The 18382-nt window shown below is 51.2% G+C and carries 20 protein-coding genes and 1 other annotated feature; of the genes, 9 read left to right on the forward strand and 11 right to left on the reverse strand.

Annotated features, from left to right (window positions below; translation table 11 throughout):
- Positions 1 to 107 precede the first annotated feature (107 nt).
- Together recN and nadK are read right to left on the reverse strand one after the other, a co-directional pair.
- The gene (gene recN, locus EOS98_RS05765; protein WP_000880958.1) at positions 108 to 1769 is read right to left on the reverse strand and encodes a DNA repair protein RecN; all 1662 of its coding nucleotides are present in this window, start codon (positions 1767 to 1769) and stop codon (positions 108 to 110) included.
- Positions 1770 to 1854: 85 nt separating this feature from the next.
- Entirely contained in the window at positions 1855 to 2733 is an 879-nt protein-coding gene (gene nadK, locus EOS98_RS05770; protein ID WP_126523902.1) for an NAD(+) kinase, read from the reverse strand.
- 123 nt (positions 2734 to 2856) lie between these two features.
- Between nadK and grpE the strand changes: the two genes are divergently transcribed.
- On the forward strand, positions 2857 to 3447 hold the full coding sequence (gene grpE, locus EOS98_RS05780; protein ID WP_001518875.1) for a nucleotide exchange factor GrpE: 591 nt from the start codon (positions 2857 to 2859) through the stop codon (positions 3445 to 3447).
- A gap of 34 nt (positions 3448 to 3481) precedes the next feature.
- Here grpE and EOS98_RS05785 read toward each other — a convergent pair whose 3' ends face one another.
- The 3 genes from EOS98_RS05785 to EOS98_RS05795 all read right to left on the reverse strand — a co-directional run bounded on the left by EOS98_RS05785 (position 3482) and on the right by EOS98_RS05795 (position 6305).
- The gene (locus EOS98_RS05785; protein WP_001287923.1) at positions 3482 to 4087 is read right to left on the reverse strand and encodes a hypothetical protein; all 606 of its coding nucleotides are present in this window, start codon (positions 4085 to 4087) and stop codon (positions 3482 to 3484) included.
- A gap of 120 nt (positions 4088 to 4207) precedes the next feature.
- Positions 4208 to 5494 carry an HlyC/CorC family transporter gene (locus EOS98_RS05790; RefSeq protein WP_127172650.1) on the reverse strand — a complete coding sequence of 429 codons (1287 nt, stop codon included), beginning with the start codon at positions 5492 to 5494 and terminating at the stop codon, positions 4208 to 4210.
- Between the two features lie 19 nt (positions 5495 to 5513).
- Positions 5514 to 6305: an inner membrane protein YpjD gene (locus EOS98_RS05795; protein ID WP_001537507.1), complete on the reverse strand. Its 792-nt coding sequence runs from the start codon at positions 6303 to 6305 to the stop codon at positions 5514 to 5516.
- Positions 6306 to 6470: 165 nt separating this feature from the next.
- Here EOS98_RS05795 and ffh point away from each other — a divergent pair, with 165 nt between their 5' ends.
- The 5 genes from ffh to rplS all read left to right on the forward strand — a co-directional run bounded on the left by ffh (position 6471) and on the right by rplS (position 10100).
- Positions 6471 to 7832, forward strand: a complete 1362-nt coding sequence (gene ffh, locus EOS98_RS05805) for a signal recognition particle protein (RefSeq protein ID WP_000460052.1) — start codon at positions 6471 to 6473, stop codon at positions 7830 to 7832.
- Between the two features lie 252 nt (positions 7833 to 8084).
- On the forward strand, positions 8085 to 8333 hold the full coding sequence (gene rpsP, locus EOS98_RS05810) for a 30S ribosomal protein S16 (protein WP_000256453.1): 249 nt from the start codon (positions 8085 to 8087) through the stop codon (positions 8331 to 8333).
- 18 nt (positions 8334 to 8351) lie between these two features.
- A complete protein-coding gene (rimM, locus tag EOS98_RS05815) occupies positions 8352 to 8900 on the forward strand; it encodes a ribosome maturation factor RimM (RefSeq protein WP_000043266.1) in 549 nt (182 codons plus the stop codon).
- A gap of 44 nt (positions 8901 to 8944) precedes the next feature.
- Positions 8945 to 9712, forward strand: a complete 768-nt coding sequence (gene trmD, locus EOS98_RS05820; protein ID WP_000469807.1) for a tRNA (guanosine(37)-N1)-methyltransferase TrmD — start codon at positions 8945 to 8947, stop codon at positions 9710 to 9712.
- A gap of 40 nt (positions 9713 to 9752) precedes the next feature.
- Positions 9753 to 10100 (forward strand): 50S ribosomal protein L19, encoded by a 348-nt coding sequence (gene rplS / locus EOS98_RS05825; RefSeq protein ID WP_000065257.1) that lies wholly within the window; start codon positions 9753 to 9755, stop codon positions 10098 to 10100.
- 156 nt (positions 10101 to 10256) lie between these two features.
- On the opposite strand, the gene dgcN is transcribed toward rplS, so the two are convergent.
- Entirely contained in the window at positions 10257 to 11477 is a 1221-nt protein-coding gene (gene dgcN / locus EOS98_RS05830) for a diguanylate cyclase DgcN (protein ID WP_023231960.1), read from the reverse strand.
- The gene (locus tag EOS98_RS05835; RefSeq protein ID WP_001212379.1) at positions 11470 to 11988 is read right to left on the reverse strand and encodes a YfiR family protein; all 519 of its coding nucleotides are present in this window, start codon (positions 11986 to 11988) and stop codon (positions 11470 to 11472) included. Before EOS98_RS05835 ends, dgcN begins: the two co-directional genes overlap by 8 nt.
- Positions 11989 to 12427: 439 nt before the next feature.
- On the opposite strand from EOS98_RS05835, the gene aroF reads away from it, so the two are divergent.
- The 3 genes from aroF to EOS98_RS05850 are packed head-to-tail and all read left to right on the forward strand — an operon-like array spanning position 12428 to position 15595.
- Positions 12428 to 13498 (forward strand): 3-deoxy-7-phosphoheptulonate synthase AroF, encoded by a 1071-nt coding sequence (gene aroF, locus EOS98_RS05840; protein WP_024797838.1) that lies wholly within the window; start codon positions 12428 to 12430, stop codon positions 13496 to 13498.
- Positions 13499 to 13507: 9 nt separating this feature from the next.
- Positions 13508 to 14629 carry a bifunctional chorismate mutase/prephenate dehydrogenase gene (gene tyrA / locus EOS98_RS05845; RefSeq protein WP_126523903.1) on the forward strand — a complete coding sequence of 374 codons (1122 nt, stop codon included), beginning with the start codon at positions 13508 to 13510 and terminating at the stop codon, positions 14627 to 14629.
- Positions 14630 to 14686: 57 nt separating this feature from the next.
- Positions 14687 to 15595 carry an SMP-30/gluconolactonase/LRE family protein gene (locus EOS98_RS05850; RefSeq protein ID WP_126523904.1) on the forward strand — a complete coding sequence of 303 codons (909 nt, stop codon included), beginning with the start codon at positions 14687 to 14689 and terminating at the stop codon, positions 15593 to 15595.
- On the opposite strand, the gene pheA is transcribed toward EOS98_RS05850, so the two are convergent.
- From pheA to bamD, 4 genes are all read right to left on the reverse strand, one after another.
- Positions 15556 to 16716, reverse strand: coding sequence for a bifunctional chorismate mutase/prephenate dehydratase (gene pheA / locus EOS98_RS05855; protein WP_000200080.1), 1161 nt, complete (start codon positions 16714 to 16716; stop codon positions 15556 to 15558). The two genes, EOS98_RS05850 and pheA, sit on opposite strands and share 40 nt — an antisense overlap.
- A 22-nt stretch (positions 16717 to 16738) precedes the next feature.
- Positions 16739 to 16864 (reverse strand) — a sequence feature (Phe leader region).
- On the reverse strand, positions 16816 to 16863 hold the full coding sequence (gene pheL / locus EOS98_RS05860; RefSeq protein WP_010989056.1) for a pheA operon leader peptide PheL: 48 nt from the start codon (positions 16861 to 16863) through the stop codon (positions 16816 to 16818). (Overlaps the previous feature by 48 nt.)
- A 102-nt stretch (positions 16865 to 16966) precedes the next feature.
- Positions 16967 to 17305, reverse strand: a complete 339-nt coding sequence (gene raiA / locus EOS98_RS05865) for a ribosome-associated translation inhibitor RaiA (RefSeq protein WP_000178449.1) — start codon at positions 17303 to 17305, stop codon at positions 16967 to 16969.
- A 271-nt stretch (positions 17306 to 17576) separates the two neighbouring features.
- Positions 17577 to 18314, reverse strand: coding sequence for an outer membrane protein assembly factor BamD (gene bamD, locus EOS98_RS05875; RefSeq protein WP_000197660.1), 738 nt, complete (start codon positions 18312 to 18314; stop codon positions 17577 to 17579).
- Between the last annotated feature and the right edge of the window lie 68 nt (positions 18315 to 18382).

Genomic DNA, 18382 nt, shown 5'->3' on the forward strand with positions numbered 1-18382 from the left:
ATATTAATATGCCGATGATAATAGACCTTTCATCACTTTAAAACCTTTTGCTGTCGGGTCTTACGGCGTTTTTGTTGTGAACTCAGACCTTCGGGAGATAAAAAAGTTTACGCCGCCAGCAGTTCTTTTGCGTTTGCCAGCGTATTACGCGTAACTTCACTTCCTCCCAACAGGCGGGCCAGTTCCTGTAAACGCGCACGTTTATCCAAAGGTTGCATATGTGTTTCGGTCATTGCCCCGTCTGTTTCTTTACTGACAAAGAAGTGCTGGTGACCGCACCCGGCTACCTGTGGCAGGTGAGTGACGCACATCACCTGGGTGGATTCGCCAAGCTGACGCAGGAGTTTACCGACCACGGCGGCGGTTGGGCCGCTGATGCCAACATCGACCTCGTCAAAAATTAGCGCCGGCGTTTCCATTTTGCGCGCGGTAATCACCTGAATAGCCAGCGCAATGCGCGACAGTTCACCGCCAGACGCGACTTTAGCGATAGGCTGCAGCGGCTGACCCGGGTTTGTCGTCACTTTAAACTCCACGCGATCGGCGCCGTCGTTGCTCAGATGATGCTCATCAAATTTCACGTCGATAGTAAACAGACCGTGCGGCATCGAAAGTAAATGCATACTTTCAGTGATCAACTGCCCCAGCTCCTGGGCGTAAAACTGACGCTGTTGATGCAGCGCTTGCGCCGTTTCCAGCGCTTGTTGGTGATGCTTATTAACCGCCAGCGTTAGCGTTTCCAGCGAATCAGCCTGATCGTCGAGCTGCTGCTGTTCTTCGAGCAGTGACTGATAAAGCTGCGGCAGCGCTTCCGGGCTGACGTGATGTTTTCGCGCCAGCGAAATTTGTTTAGCGATGCGCTGTTCAAGCTCAAACAGACGATTGGGGTCTAAATCCAGACGCTCGCAATAGTGGCGTAATTCATCGCTGGCTTCGGTGAGTTGGATAGTGGCTTCTTCCAGCATATCCAGGATGCCGGAAAGCTTGCTATCCATACCCACCAGCTCGCTAACCAGTTGTTTTGCGCTATATAACTGGCTTTGCAGGTTAACGTCTTCGCCGTCCGCGAGTAGCGCCAGAGCGTTCTGGCTGGTCGTAAGCAACTGCCCACTGTTGGCCAGCCGTTTGTACTCTTCGTCAATTTGCTCGAATTCGCCGGCCTGCGGATTAAAGTCGTTCAACTCTTTTAACTGATATTGCAGCAGTTCCGCGCGCGCGGCGCGTTCCTGGCTTTGTTGCTGGTGATGGGCGAGATCGCGGCAGCTTTGATGCCATAATTGGTAGCGAGCAGCCATCTGCTGCGCTAAAGCGGCTTCGTTGGCATAGCTATCCAGCAGCGATTTTTGCTGTTCGGGTTTGGTAAGCTGCTGGTGCGCATGTTGACCGTGAATTTGAATCAGCAACTGACCGAGCTCGCGCAATTGAGACAGGGGCACAGCGGTGCCGTTAATAAAGCCCCGTGAGCGACCATCGCTGCTGATAACGCGGCGAAGTAAGCATTCGCGACCTTCTTCAAGCTGGTTTTCTTCCAGCCAGCGCAATGCCGCAGGCGTGTCTTTCAGCGCAAAGCGGGCACACAAATCGGCGCGGGTCGCTCCGCTACGGACCATATCGGCCTCAGCGCGACCGCCCAGACACAGACCCAGGGCATCAATCGCAATAGATTTACCCGCGCCGGTTTCACCAGTAATGACGGTCATTCCGCTCTGAAAATCGATCTCAAGCTCACGAACGATAGCAAAATTGCTGATGGTCAGTTGCGCCAACATAGCTGTTTTCCTGTATGAAAAACCATGACTGTAATTAAATACAGTATAAACTGGTTTTTTATACAGTAAAGAGGCTAACGTAAAATTAGAATAATTTTTTTGACCAACCGAGTTTTGTGCTTAATGTATTGAAATAGCTATAGTCTTTGGGATGTATGAGGTTGAGATGGTAATCGCAGCGGCGAATCAGCACATCTTCTCCTTCCTGAATAGGCAGCGCTATCTGGCTGTCGCAGCTAATTTCCAGATCGCTACGGCGATGCGAAAAACGCAGACGAATCGTGCTACTGCTGTTAATGACTAACGGGCGCGCCGACAAGGTATGCGGGAACATCGGCACCAGGGTGATTGCATCCAGTGAAGGGGTCAGAATAGGGCCGCCTGCGGAGAGCGAATAGGCGGTGGAGCCGGTCGGCGTAGAAATGATCAGACCATCAGATCGCTGTGAAAAAGCGAAGGTTTCATCAATATAAACCTCGAATTCGATCATATGCGCCACTTTTCCCGGATGCAGCACCACTTCATTAATGGCTGTGCTGATACGCTTCTGGCGGTCCTGTTGGCAGACCTGCGCTTCCAGCAGAAAACGTTTTTCGGAGATATAGCACCCTTCCAGCACATCAGATAATTGTTGCAGGGCGTTGTCCGGATCGAGATCGGTCAGGAAGCCAAGATTACCGCGGTTAATGCCAATCACATTGATGTCATAACGCGCCAGCGTACGCGCTGCGCCAAGCATATTGCCGTCGCCGCCCACGACTACCGCCAGATCCGCCTGTTGACCAATTTCCGCCAGCGTGCCGGTTGGCACATTTTTTAGCTGTAATTCGTGGGCGATTTGTTGCTCCACAATGACCTCATAACCCTGATCGCATAGCCAACGGTAGAGCATTTCATGTGTCGTGAGTGCGGTGGGATGACGCGGATGCCCCACAATGCCGATACACTTGAAATGATTATTCATTTTTCTGAGGTCCTTGTAGCGAAGATTGATGACAATGTGAGTACTTCCCTTGAAACCCTGAATCTGATCCCCATAATAAGCGAAGTTAGCGAGATGAATGCGAAAAAAAACGCGGAGAAATTCATGAGTAGTAAAGAACAGAAAACGCCTGAGGGGCAAGCCCCGGAAGAAATTATCATGGATCAGCACGAAGAGGTTGAGGCAGTTGAACCAAACGATTCTGCTGAGCAGGTGGATCCGCGCGATGAAAAAATTGCGAATCTGGAAGTTCAGCTTGCAGAAGCCCAGACTCGCGAACGCGACACCGTGTTGCGTATCAAAGCGGAAATGGAAAACCTGCGCCGTCGTACTGAACAGGATATCGAAAAAGCGCATAAATTCGCTCTCGAGAAGTTCGTCAACGAATTGCTGCCGGTAATCGATAGCCTGGATCGCGCGCTGGAAGTTGCAGACAAAGCCAATCCGGATATGGCGGCAATGGTCGAAGGGATTGAGCTGACGCTGAAGTCTATGCTGGATGTGGTGCGTAAGTTCGGCGTGGAAGTGATTGCTGAGACCAACGTGCCGCTGGACCCGAACGTGCATCAGGCGATTGCGATGGTGGAGTCGGAAGAGGTTCCGGCAGGCAATGTGCTGGGTATTATGCAGAAAGGCTATACGCTGAACGGTCGTACCATTCGCGCGGCGATGGTGACTGTAGCGAAGGCGAAGTAAAAGTCTGATGGCCGATGTAAAGTCGGCCATTTTTTTAGCTTAAAAAATCCTGCACTTCCAGCCACGGCGTGTTGAAGTCCTCTATTTTTTTATATTCGCTCATTGGCAGAACGACCACATTATAGGTGTCAGATCCTTCATTCAGATCAAAAATCTGGAAGCCCCTCTTATTGAGTTCGGTCTGGATGCGCTCAAAGATCTCGTCAAGGTAACGGTCCCCGGCTTCACAGACATCGGAGATTTCATCCTCTTGGGTTATTTCGACAAGAAGATTTCTTAATTCCTCAGAATCCGTCAGGTTTTTTGTGAGTTCATAAAAGCGATCTGCGGCAAAATTAGCCAGTTCGCCTTCTTCATCTTCACCTTTCCAGTCAACGAGGTGAATAAATCCTTCGCCGCGTAGAACTTGTAAAAATGCCTGTGCCAGCTCGTTATTTCCGAGATCGCCACCGCTACAATCCAGGACGTCCTGCAACCCATATTCGTCTTCATCTTCGTCTTCAAAGATTTCAGGTTGCGTCGAAAGTTGAGAGAAAATAGTGGGCCATAAGGTTGGGTTGTGCGATAAAAAAACGTTGGCGACGACGTTGAGGTCGTCTGCAAAATTCTTATCCCATTCAATTACATAATCTTCTGACATAACATCAATATCCTTTCTGAATGCCTGAAAAGACATTATTGCATTGTTAAGTAAATGGCAGGAATTGATGGAATCTTAAAAGACGGCGATAAAAAAGGCGAACCGGAGTTCGCCATTGTGTTACTCCGCCACACTCTCGCGCAGCGGTTTTACCGGTACAACCTTTACCTGCTTAATCATATTTTCCTGTACATCGAGTATATCGATATCGTACTGCTCAATGCGCACGCGCGTGCCAGCAACCGGAATTTCCTCCAGCGCCTCCAGAATCACCCCGTTGACGGTGCGCGCGTCATCTTCCGGCAGGTGCCAGTTAAACGCTTTATTGATTTCCCGGACGTTGGCGGTACCGTCAATAATGACCGAACCGTCGTTTTGCGGCGTGACCTCTTCCGCCAGTGTCGGCGACATCGATGTGGTGAAGTCGCCAACGATCTCCTCGAGAATATCTTCCACGGTGACCAGCCCCTGGATATCGCCATATTCGTTGACGACCAGTCCGACTTTCTTTTTATTGCGCTGAAATTTAATCAGTTGCGTACTGAGCGGCGTACCTTCCGGGACGTAATAGATTTCATCGGCGGCGCGCAGCATCATCTCTTTGGTGAACTCTTTTTTCTCGGCCATTAACCGCCAGGCTTCACGCACGCGCAGCATACTGATGGCGTCATCCAGCGAATCGCGATAGAGCACAATGCGTCCGTGCGGCGAGTGGGTAAGCTGCCGCTCGATAGACTTCCAGTCGTCATTGATATCGATTCCGATAATTTCATTACGCGGCACCATGATGTCATCCACGCTGACCTTTTCCAGATCGAGAACCGACAGCAGCATATCCTGATTGCGGCGAGAGATTTGCGAACGGGATTCATGCACGATAGTGCGTAATTCCTCTTTGCTTAACGACCCGCTAACCACGATGTCCGTTTTAATTCCCATCAGACGCATCAGCAGGCGGGTGATGGTGTTAAGTAACCACACTAGCGGCATCATCAGTATCTGTAACGGCGCCAGCAGGAAGCTGCTGGGATAGGCCACTTTTTCCGGATAGAGCGCGGCGATAGTTTTGGGCAGGACTTCAGCAAAAACTAACACGACAAACGTCAGTACCCCGGTGGCGATAGCCACGCCGGCGTCGCCGTAAAGCCGCATACCCACAATCGTGCCGAGCGCCGAGGCAAGAATGTTGACCAGGTTATTGCCGATCAGCACCAGGCTTATCAGTCGGTCGGGTTTACGCAATAATTTTTCTACCCGTTTTGCCGAGCGATTACCTTGCTTCGCCATATGGCGTAAACGGTAACGGTTTAGCGTCATCATTCCAGTTTCGGAACCGGAAAAATAGGCCGAGATGACCACCATGATGATTAATATGATAATCAGCGTGGTGGTGGAGATGTGTTCCAGGGGAAACTCCTTTAAAAGCTTAGCTTACAAATTGCTGTAATATGCGGCTACCAAAATAGGCCAGCGTCAGAATACCCGCGCCTGCGACGTTAAACCACACGACCCGCCGACCCCGCCAGCCCTCATGGTAATGCCCCCACAGCAGAACGATATAGACAAACCATGCCACAATAGAGAGCACGGCTTTATCAATATTTTCAGTACTGAACAGGTTATGCATGTAAAACAGGCCGGTACACAGAGTAAGGGTCAGCAGTACGACGCCAATCTGCGTGATATGAAACATTTTGCGCTCAATGCTCATCAATGGCGGCATTTCATTACTAAACGCCAGCTTTTTGTTCTTCAACTGATAGTCGATCCACGCCAGTTGTAGCGCATACAGCGCGGCGATTATCAGCGTCGCGTAAGAGAAAAGCGACAGACCGATGTGCACCATCATGCCTGGGGTCGCTTCCAGATGCGTAATATATTCATTAGGCATGAACGTGGCGAAGGCCAGGTTAATCAGCGCAAAAGCATAGACAATGGGCAGAAGTAACCAGCCGCGATTACGCGACGCGACAATGGTCATCACCGTGCAGATCATCAGGCTGACCAGCGAACCGACATTCAGCAGGCTCAGGTTTTGTCCACTGTCGCCGCCGGGCAGAATACGCGATTCCAGCGCGACAGCATGGCACACCAGCGCGATGACCGCAGAAAGAATAGCCATACGCCGCCAGCCGCTGTTTTTTTGCAACAGTCCGGGAACGATCAGCGCGAGGCTGAAGGAGTAGGCGACAAGGGCAAGTAAAGCAAAAACGGGCATAGTTGTGTCGACAGTTGACCAGTGAGAAAGAGAAGCAGTATAGCGTTACGTGACCGCAGCTCCAACCGTTGCATAACAACAAAGACGGCTTCATGGTATACTGTGGCGAAATTCTGTAACTGTGTCGCTGCGGCGACCAACCGTTTCCACCCCAGGCGAGAGACAATGTTTGATAATTTAACCGATCGTTTGTCGCGCACGCTGCGCAATATCAGTGGCCGTGGGCGCCTTACTGAAGACAACGTTAAAGAGACGCTGCGCGAAGTGCGCATGGCGCTGCTGGAGGCTGACGTTGCGCTGCCGGTAGTGCGTGAGTTCATCAATCGCGTAAAAGAGAAAGCGGTTGGTCATGAAGTTAACAAGAGCCTGACCCCAGGGCAGGAGTTCGTCAAGATTGTCCGTAGCGAACTGGTTGCGGCGATGGGCGAAGAGAACCAGACGCTGAATTTAGCTGCGCAGCCGCCAGCCGTAGTATTGATGGCGGGTCTGCAGGGGGCGGGTAAAACCACCAGCGTCGGTAAGTTGGGTAAATTCTTGCGCGAGAAGCACAAGAAGAAAGTGCTGGTCGTCTCTGCCGACGTCTATCGCCCGGCGGCGATCAAACAGCTCGAAACGCTGGCTGAGCAGGTTGGCGTGGATTTCTTCCCGTCTGATGTCGGCCAGAAACCGGTTGATATCGTCAACGCCGCGCTGAAAGAAGCGAAGCTCAAATTCTACGACGTGCTGCTGGTGGATACCGCCGGTCGTCTGCATGTTGACGAAGCGATGATGGACGAAATCAAACAGGTCCACGCTTCTATCAAGCCAGTAGAAACGCTGTTTGTCGTCGATGCGATGACCGGTCAGGATGCGGCGAATACCGCAAAAGCCTTTAACGAAGCGCTGCCGTTAACCGGCGTGGTGCTGACCAAAGTTGATGGTGATGCGCGTGGCGGTGCGGCGCTCTCTATTCGTCATATCACCGGCAAGCCGATTAAATTCCTCGGTGTCGGCGAGAAAACCGACGCGCTGGAGCCGTTCCACCCGGATCGTATCGCCTCGCGTATTCTCGGCATGGGCGACGTACTGTCTCTTATCGAAGATATCGAAAGCAAAGTTGACCGCGCACAGGCTGAGAAGCTGGCGACCAAACTGAAGAAAGGCGACGGTTTCGACCTGAACGACTTCCTGGAACAGCTCAAACAGATGAAAAACATGGGCGGTATGGCCAGTCTGATGGGCAAATTACCGGGCATGGGGCAGATTCCGGACAACGTTAAATCGCAGATGGATGATAAGGTGCTGGTGCGTATGGAGGCGATCATCAATTCGATGACGCTGAAAGAACGTGCGAAGCCGGAAATCATCAAAGGTTCCCGCAAGCGTCGTATCGCGCAGGGCTGTGGGATGCAGGTGCAGGACGTTAACCGCCTTCTGAAACAGTTCGACGACATGCAGCGCATGATGAAGAAGATGAAGAAGGGCGGGATGGCGAAGATGATGCGGAGTATGAAGGGGATGATGCCGCCAGGCTTCCCTGGCCGCTAATTTCCCGGCCTGGCTCACTTGCTATTTCGGCACCGGGGTGTGCTAGCCATCCTCACGTACTGCGTGGCCGCTGCGGTGGCTGCGCGCACGCCGGTACCGAACTCGCTGCGCCGCCGACGGCCTTCTACAGCAGAGTTATTAACTGTTGATTGCAATTCTCCCAGAAATCAGTAAAATTTTCGGGCTTTTAATATGACGCCGGGCTCCGTTCCTCGATGGGGCCCGGTTGTTTTATTCACACAAGAGGATGTTATGGTAACTATTCGTTTAGCTCGTCACGGCGCTAAAAAGCGTCCGTTCTACCAGGTTGTTGTCACCGACAGCCGTAATGCACGCAACGGTCGCTTCATTGAGCGCGTTGGTTTTTTCAACCCAATCGCTAGCGAAAAAGAAGAAGGCACCCGCCTGGATCTGGATCGCATCGCTCACTGGGTTGGCCAGGGCGCAACCATTTCCGATCGCGTTGCGGCGCTGATCAAAGAAGTAAAAAAAGCAGCTTAATCTGTCACGGTGGTCATGATGAGCAAGCAACTCGCCGCACAAGTACCCGCTGAACCGGTTGTACTGGGGAAAATGGGTTCTTCATACGGTATCCGTGGTTGGCTCAGAGTGTTTTCCTCCACTGAAGACGCCGAAAGCATTTTTGACTATCAGCCCTGGTTTATCCAGAAGGCGGGTCAGTGGCAGCAGGTACAGCTGGAAAGCTGGAAGCACCACAATCAGGATCTGATCATCAAGCTGAAAGGCGTTGACGATCGAGATGCCGCGAATCTTCTGACCAATTGCGAAATTGTCGTGGATTCCTCGCAACTTCCTGCGCTTGAGGAGGGAGACTACTACTGGAAAGACCTGATGGGTTGCCAGGTAGTCACCGCTGAAGGCTACGATCTCGGTAAAGTTATCGACATGATGGAAACCGGGTCGAATGACGTTCTCGTCATTAAGGCGAACCTGAAAGATGCATTTGGTATCAAGGAACGACTAGTACCGTTCCTCGATGGGCAGGTTATCAAGAAAGTCGATCTCGCTACTCGTACTATCGAAGTAGACTGGGATCCTGGTTTTTAAACCACCGAATAAACGGTAATAAATGGCGTTATGGGGATTGGCTTGTGTTTATTGGCATAGTTAGCCTGTTTCCTGAAATGTTCCGCGCAATTACCGATTACGGGGTAACTGGCCGGGCAGTAAAAAAAGGCCTGCTGAACATCCAAAGCTGGAGTCCTCGCGACTTCACGCATGACCGGCACCGTACCGTGGACGATCGTCCTTACGGCGGCGGACCAGGGATGTTAATGATGGTGCAACCCTTGCGGGACGCCATTCACGCAGCAAAAGCCGCGGCAGGTGAAGGCGCTAAAGTGATTTATCTGTCGCCTCAGGGACGCAAGCTTGATCAAGCAGGCGTTAGCGAGCTGGCCACGAATCAGAAGCTTATTCTGGTGTGTGGTCGCTACGAAGGCGTAGATGAGCGCGTAATTCAGACCGAAATTGACGAAGAATGGTCAATTGGCGATTACGTTCTCAGCGGTGGCGAACTACCGGCAATGACGCTGATTGACTCCGTCGCCCGGTTTATACCGGGAGTTCTGGGGCATGAAGCATCAGCAATCGAAGATTCGTTTGCTGATGGGTTGCTGGATTGTCCGCACTATACGCGCCCTGAAGTGTTAGAGGGGATGGAAGTACCGCCAGTATTGCTGTCGGGAAACCATGCCGAGATACGTCGCTGGCGTTTGAAACAGTCGCTGGGCCGAACCTGGCTTAGAAGACCTGAACTTCTGGAAAACCTGGCTCTGACTGAAGAGCAAGCAAGGTTGCTGGCGGAGTTCAAAACAGAACACGCACAACAGCAGCATAAACATGATGGGATGGCATAGGCCCCCGAATATCAGTTTACCCAGGATAAGAGATTGAATTATGAGCAACATTATTAAGCAACTTGAACAAGAGCAGATGAAGCAGAACGTACCTTCCTTCCGTCCGGGCGATACCGTGGAAGTGAAAGTATGGGTTGTTGAAGGTACCAAGAAACGTCTGCAGGCATTCGAGGGCGTGGTTATCGCTATTCGTAACCGCGGTCTGCACTCTGCATTCACTGTTCGTAAAATTTCCAACGGCGAAGGCGTTGAGCGTGTCTTCCAGACTCACTCTCCGGTAGTTGACAGCATTGCTGTTAAACGTCGTGGTGCTGTTCGTAAAGCTAAACTGTACTACCTGCGTGAGCGTACTGGTAAAGCGGCTCGTATCAAAGAGCGTCTTAACTAAGAACGCGCTTTCGCAACATCCGAAAGCTTGTAGAAAAGAAGGGGCTGGCATTACGCTGGCCCCTTTTTTATGGGGTTGCTCCACGCCATAGACGGTTGCATGATTAGTCTGGGTCAGTGGTCTCAACGCTGAGTCAGAAACGGCCAGGCCCGTTCCTTAGTTTAGCGAGCGTTCCGCACGCCGGTGTTTAGCCTGATACATATTTCGATCGGCCAGTTCTTGTAGTTTTTCGGCAGTGGCATGTTCCCATGTCAGCGCAAAGCCAATACTCAGGGTCATCGTTATTCGCTGGCCGTTATGCAGTTCAAAAGGTCGATTAAACGCCTGGGATAGCGCTGCGCAAATACGTTGTACTTCATATTCCGAATGTACATCGTAAAGCACCACCGCAAATTCATCGCCGCCGAGTCGGTAAGTTTGATAACGGCTACCACCGAATTCCGCTAATCTTTTGGCAACCTCTATAAGTACGCGGTCGCCTGCCGCATGTCCCCAGGTATCATTAATATATTTAAAGTTATCGCCATCCAGAAATAACAATGCCGAACTGCTACGAGCGGAATTGTCCTTCATCAGCGCGTTAATACAGCTGCGAAATGCCGCGCGATTGGCAAGCCCCGTCAGCGGATCGTGCAGCGCGGTACGCAGTAACTGGGCATTTTTAGCCTGAAGCCGTAGCTGCCATTCTTCCATCTCATCCAGAAGGCTATTGAAATCTTGCGCAAACAGGTGAAATTCCGCAATACGCTCATCAGGTACCCGGCGTGAAAAATTTCGGTTAGTGCGAACGTCGTGTACAACTTCAGTAATATTTTGCAGCGCATCCACAACGCCATTGTGTAAATAACGCGTGAGCAGCAGGGCAATGCCGGATGCCAGCAGAATACATCCTGTCAGCACTGCCAGCGATAGCCAGATAAAATGACCAATAAGGCTGTCGCGGGCGACAAGCCGTACTTCGCCGATGGCCCTGCCGTTGTGCCAGACGGGTTGTGATACCGGCAATGGAAAAAGCCAGTGGCTAATTAAGCCGATGAGCTTATCGTCTGCGGCTCGCGCATCATAGCGCCATGAGGCGATAGTACGGCCATTTTTATCGCGGACCTCCGCCGCTGAAAATTGTCCCTGGCGTCCCAGTGTGGCGAGCGTTTCCGCTGCAGCCGCGTTATCGGAAAATACCAGTGCCGCTTCAAGGCTGTGGGCCATTGTGGCGGCGGTCAAATCGAGATTTTTTTGCGCATACTGTTTGAGCGTAAGGACAGACGCAACGCAAATTAATAGCCAGATCAATGTCATTGTAAGCAGCACGCTGATTATACTAATCCGCCGTAGTGTGCGTTTAAATGTTGGCCTGGACAGAGAAAATTCCTTATTCATGCTTTTGATTCCGTGCAAGCATTAATACTTCTGGATTCACTCTCACGCCGCTATGCGAGAGGGAGTCCAGGTTGACGGAAAATTTGACTTCATCATTGTTAATGATCAGACAAAATGCGCTGCCAATAATACATTCGGTATTTTGCTCGGCAATTAATAACAAGGCATTAACTGGATAATGACGCGTTAACTCCACCTGATAAGCTGGCGATTCATTGCCAAAGTAAAAACCATCACAGCGGGCGCTCAGGGCTTCCTGTGTGGTACGGATGACAAGCGGTTGATAAGGGAAAGCCCAGTCAGCCTCTTCGCTAAGTACCCTGACAAAACGCGCAGATGAAAATATGCATAGCCTTGGCGGCCCGGATAACGCCGGCCAGTGTGTATAACTGACGATACCGGAGACGATGGCGCGTACGGATTTCTCTTCTTCCGTGACGCGTTGAGCATACAGAGGCAAGCTTGCTAATAATAGCGATAACAGAAGGATAAATCGGTGAGAAAAACGCATTAACAAGTCCCCACCATCTTCAGTCGTAAAGCATTAAAATACATCCGTGATTGTTTGTAGCAAAATAACATTATTTTGCCATATCGTCATTATGTCTTATTGATAATATGAATAATTTAAGTGGCGTCCCTGATATTAAATTCTTGTGATAATGGTATTAATCACCCTATATCAGAAAGTAAAATTATGCGTGCGGAGAAAAAATAATCAAAAAATAGCGAGCATCGCTCATTTTACCGCTTTTCTGAGGCTGGGAATAAAATAATTCGCTTGCAGTGTAAAGTTTTTGATACGAAATGGAGGGGGTTAATCGACTACTGCGCATGGTGTAAAGTTTATTTTACGTAATATGGATTGAAATCTTTACTTTTTGTGGTATGGTTTAAACATCCTCGTGGAGGATCAACTATCGCAAACAAGAAAAGACAGGATCGCCATCATGCAAAAAGACGCGCTGAATAACGTACGTATCACCGATGAACAGGTATTAATGACGCCGGAGCAGCTTAAAGCGGCCTTTCCGTTGAGTCTGGCGCAGGAAGCGCAGATAGCGCAGTCCCGGGGAATCATTTCTGACATTATTGCCGGGCGCGATCCGCGTCTGTTGGTAGTATGCGGTCCTTGTTCTATTCACGATCCTGAAACCGCTCTGGAATATGCCCGTCGATTTAAAGCCCTTGCCGCAGAGGTCAGCGATAGCCTCTATCTGGTAATGCGCGTCTATTTTGAAAAGCCGCGGACTACCGTCGGCTGGAAAGGGCTGATTAACGATCCTCACATGGATGGCTCATTTGATGTGGAAGCCGGGTTGAAAATAGCGCGTCAGCTACTGGTGGAACTGGTGAATATGGGGTTGCCATTGGCGACCGAAGCGTTGGATCCGAACAGCCCGCAATACCTGGGCGATCTGTTTAGCTGGTCGGCGATAGGCGCGCGCACAACCGAATCGCAAACCCACCGCGAAATGGCGTCTGGTCTTTCTATGCCGGTCGGCTTTAAAAACGGCACGGATGGCAGCCTGGCGACAGCGATTAACGCCATGCGCGCCGCTGCGCAACCTCATCGTTTTGTTGGCATTAACCAGGCCGGTCAGGTTGCGTTATTGCAAACCCAGGGAAATCCGCATGGCCATGTAATTCTGCGTGGCGGCAAAGCGCCAAACTATAGCCCGGCAGATGTCGCTCAGTGTGAAAAAGAGATGGAACAGGCGGGACTACGTCCTTCGCTGATGGTAGATTGCAGTCATGGTAACTCCAATAAAGATTATCGCCGCCAGCCAGCCGTTGCCGAATCTGTGGTTGCGCAGATTAAAGATGGCAATCGTTCAATCATTGGCTTAATGATTGAAAGTAATATTCATGAGGGTAATCAGTCTTCCGAACAGCCGCGCAGCGAAATGAAGTATGGCGTTTCCGTCACCGATGCTTGTATTAGCTGGGAGATAACCGATGCCCTGTTACGTGAAATTCATAAAGATTTGAGCGGCCAGCTGGCGGTGCGCGTCGCATAAGAGGTTGTTATGGTTGCTGAATTGACCGCATTACGCGATCAAATAGATGATGTCGATAAAGCGTTGTTGAATTTACTGGCTAAGCGCCTGGAACTGGTTGCCAAAGTCGGCGAGGTGAAAAGCCGTTTTGGCCTGCCTATTTACGTGCCGGAGCGTGAGGCCTCTATGCTGGCTTCACGACGGGCGGAAGCAGAAGCGATCGGTGTCCCGCCCGATCTCATTGAAGATGTCCTGCGCCGGGTAATGCGTGAATCTTACTCCAGCGAAAATGATAAGGGGTTCAAAACGCTTTGTCCTTCTCTGCGTCCGGTCGTCATTGTGGGCGGCGGCGGACAGATGGGGCGTCTGTTTGAAAAAATGCTCACGCTGTCGGGCTATCAGGTCCGTATTCTGGAACAACAGGACTGGCCGCGCGCCAGGGACATTGTCGCCGATGCCGGAATGGTGATCGTCAGCGTGCCGATTCATGTTACTGAACAGGTCATAGCGCAACTGCCGCCCCTGCCGTCCGACTGTATTCTGGTCGATCTGGCATCGGTGAAAAGCGGTCCGTTGCAGGCAATGTTGGTGGCCCATGATGGCCCCGTGTTGGGCTTGCATCCGATGTTTGGTCCGGACAGCGGGAGCCTGGCGAAGCAGGTGGTGGTCTGGTGTGATGGGCGTCAACCGGAAGCGTATCAGTGGTTCCTTGAGCAAATCCAGGTGTGGGGCGCGCGGTTGCATCGAATTAGCGCTGTCGAGCACGATCAGAACATGGCTTTTATCCAGGCGTTGCGCCACTTTGCTACCTTCGCTTATGGGCTGCATCTGGCGGAAGAGAACGTCCAGCTTGAGCAGCTTCTGGCGCTATCATCGCCGATTTATCGACTGGAGCTGGCGATGGTCGGGCGTCTGTTCGCCCAGGACCCGCAGCTGTATGCGGACATTATTATGTCGTCGGAGCGCAATCTGGCGCTTATCAAGCGTTACTATAAACGTTTTGGCGATGCGATCGGGTTACTGGAACAGGGTGATAAGCAGGCTTTTATCGACAGTTTTCGCAAAGTTGAACACTGGTTTGGCGATTATGCCAGACGCTTCCAGAATGAAAGCCGTGTGTTATTGCGTCAGGCGAATGACAGCCGACCATAACGATGACATCTATACTAAAAGCCAGCTTTGCTGGCTTTTTTCGTTTAAGGAACCGTTATGACTACGCCGCACGTTTTATTTGATTATGTCGGACATCTACCAGAATGCCCCACATGGAGCGAGGATGAAAGCGCGCTGTATTGGACCGATATCCTGGAACAGGAGATCCATCGTTACCATCCGGCGAGCGGGACGCATAGCGTGCTGGCGTTTCCGGAAGAGGTGGGCTGTTTTGCCTTGCGTGAGCAGGGCGGATTTATTGTGGCCATGCGTCATGCTATCTGGCTGGCCGATAAAAATGGATTATTGCAGCGTAAGGTTTGCGACAATCCCTCTAATACGAAACTGGCGCGTTTCAACGATGGCGGCACTGATGGCGATGGACGTTTTTATGCCGGAACGTTCTGGGCGCCAGGTGACTATAATGGCGCGTTGCTGATGCGGATCGATCATGACCTGACGGCAAAAGTGATCCAGTGCGATATCCAGGGACACAACGGCCTGGCGTTCAGCCCGAATAACCAGTGGATGTATACCTCCGATACGCCGAATGGCGTGATATACCGCACGTTACTTGATAAGCATGGCGAACCGGGCAAGCGTGAACTTTTTCGCCATTTTGGCGAAGGAGAAGGACTTCCCGACGGCGCGGCGATGGATAGCGAAGGGTGCTACTGGAGCGCGATGTTTGACGGCTGGCGCGTGGCGCGTTTCTCACCGCAAGGAGAGCAGCTGGAAGAGTACCGGTTGCCGGTACGTTGTCCGACGATGGTTTGCTTTGGCGGCGCAGATATGAAAACGCTGTTTATTACAACAACCAGAGAAAATATGTCTGCTCAGGAAGTGGCGGATTATCCGCACTCCGGCGCCATCTTCACCCTGCAGGTAGCCGTCGCAGGGATGAAGAAAAGCCGTTTTATTGAACGTCAGGCAGGTTCTACCGGCACGACGTTTTCGCTGGGATAGCAGCCAAGCACTTTCATTGAGCGCGTGATCTCGCCCAGCTCTTTTAGCGCGCTTTGCATTACCTGCGACTCCAGGTTCGCCTGAATATCGAGATAAAACATCTCTTCCCACGGATTGCCGTGAATGGGGCGCGACTCCAGTTTCGTCATGATGAGATTGTGGTTACGCAGCACCAGCAGCGCTTCGACCAGCGCGCCAGCTTGCTGCCCGGTGGCGATTAACAGAGTGGTTTTTGCCGGAACCTGATCGGAAACGTTGATGGCTTTGCGCGCCAGTACCAGAAAGCGGGTGATATTCTGCGTCTGGTTTGCGGCGATGCGTTCCAGCACCTGTAAACCGTGCAACATGCCGCCTGCCTCGCTGCCGAGCGCCGCGACGCGCGGAGAGTTCGCCTGCGCGACTTTTTCCATCGCGGCCGACGTACTCTCGGTATAGTCGATTTTCCAGTGCGGATAGCGGCTCAAAAATTTACTGCACTGCTGGAACGGCTGCGGATGGCTGTACACCGTTTCGATGGTATTCAGATCCGTAGCGCCGGAAACCAGCACGCAGTGATCGATGGTGACGGTCATCTCACCGACAATTGACAGACTGGTGTGTTGTAATAAGTCGTACACATCGTTGATAGCGCCGGAGCTGGTGTTCTCTATCGGAACCACGGCGTAATCGGCCTGGCCGGTTTCGACCTGATGAAAAATATCGGTGAATTTTGCGCAACCGCTCTCGATAAATTGCTCAAAATGGCGTGCAGCATACTGGCGCGCCGCGAGATGAGAATAGGAGCCTTTCGGCCCAAGAAACGCAATACGTGCCGAATGAGGGTGAGTATTATTCAGATGTTGTTGCAGCAGCGCCTGCTGAGTAAGCACGGAGTCTTCAATGATAAGCTGGAACAGACGGGTAATGTAGTGTGCGTCGAGATGGTGGGCTTTACCGAGATGGATGAGCCTGTCCAGCAGCGCTCGTTCACGATCGATATCCCGAACCGGACGATGCGACAGTAGTTTTGCTTGTCCCACTTCAATCGCCAGCGCGCGTCGTTTTGCCAGTAAGGCCAGTAACTCTTCGTCTAAAGCGCTGATTTTATCTCGCAGCGCCAGTAATGGGTTTTCCGATGTCATAGTGTTGCCTTTTTTGTTATCAATAAAAAAGGCCTCCCGGTGGGGGAGGCCTTCTTGTTCGTCTTCGCATTCTTTATCACATGACGAAACGCCTCCCGGTCAGGGGAAGATAAAAAAGAATGCGAAGAAAAACCGGGTTAGCTTCATAACTGTTTCCTTTGTGTACGTAAGTACAGTACCCGTACTGTTTTAATCCTGTCAACAAAAAACGCGCCCGAAGGCGCGTTGGCGATACACTCAATGTAAGGGACTACTCTTCTTCTGCTTCGACGAAGCTGGCATCTTTCACCGATGCGGTGGCACGACGGGCTTCGCCTTTGTGCTGCACTTTATTGAGCTGCCGTTCCAGCTTGTTGATCAATTCATTAATAGCGGTGTACATATCTTCGTGTTTTGCGCTGGCGACCAGATGTCCGTTCGGTGTATTAATGGTGGCGTCAGCAATAAAGCCCTGTGGCTCTTTAGACAGAATGATATGAGGATTAATTAGGTGAGTTTGCCATTTTTCCAGTTTGGCGAGACGGTCTGCGACATGTTGGCGGATTGCCGGAGTAATTTCCATTTGTTTACTGGTAATGTTCATTGTCATAAATTTTACCTCTTGTCTTTCCCGTCTTGGTGATTCCAGCATACCGTTCTTAATGTCAAAATGTGTGATGTAAATCACATTATTTTGTCACTTTTTGTCAAGGCGAACTTTTTGTGAGGCATCGCAGGAAGAAGCGATCTTTTACTTGAGGAATGGCTGAAAGCAGGCCATATTTGACTGGATGCGTTGCAGTGAAATCATTTCTGTTGCATCAGATATCGAATAAAAAAACGGCAGCCGGAAGGCTGCCGTTTTGCTTGTTGGTATTGCTTCAGGTGTTTTTGCTGTTAGCGGCAATAATTTTCGCGACTTTGTCAGCCTGCGCATTCAGCTGCATCTGACGATAGGCGTTTTCCATCAGCGGCAACGCATCGCGCGTGGCCTGCGTATCAGGATAATTGCGTAGCATACCTTCTACCCGGTTTACGACCGCAACCCATGCGCCGCGCGCGGTATAGTACTCTGCGACGGAATATTCATATTTCGCCAGACGGTCTTTCAGGAATACCAGACGCTTAGTGGCGTCGGTGGTGTACTGGCTATTAGGATAGCTGCGTACCAGTTTCGAAAAGTCATTGAACGCCGCCCGCGCATGTTGCGGATCGCGATCGCTGCGATCGACGCCAAAGAAACCTTGCAGCGCGCTATCATCCAGCGCCATGTTCGTCAGGCCGCGCATGTACATGACATAGTCAATATTAGGGTGCGTTGGATTAAGACGCATAAAACGATCGATAGCGGCCTGCGCTAGCGGCAAATCGGCGTTTTTGTAATAGGCGTAGATAAGATCCAACTGCACCTGCTGAGAATACGGTCCGAATGGATAACGATTATCTAACGCTTCCAATTGCGTTATTGCCTGTTTCCAGTTACCGTCCTGCAGCTTTTGCTGAGCAGTCGCGTAGATTTCATTCGGCGGATTATCGGGCACCTCTTCCTTTGAACCCGAGCAACCCGCCAGAAACAGGCTCAACGTGGCTGCTGCCACCAGATATTTCATGCGCGTCATGACGTTTTGACTTTCCTCAAAATGTTTTACGGGAGATTCTCTGTTCCTGCTCCCGGTTAAGACCAGCT

The organism is Salmonella sp. SSDFZ69, assembly GCF_004010755.1.
GTDB classification, from domain to species: domain Bacteria; phylum Pseudomonadota; class Gammaproteobacteria; order Enterobacterales; family Enterobacteriaceae; genus Salmonella; species Salmonella enterica.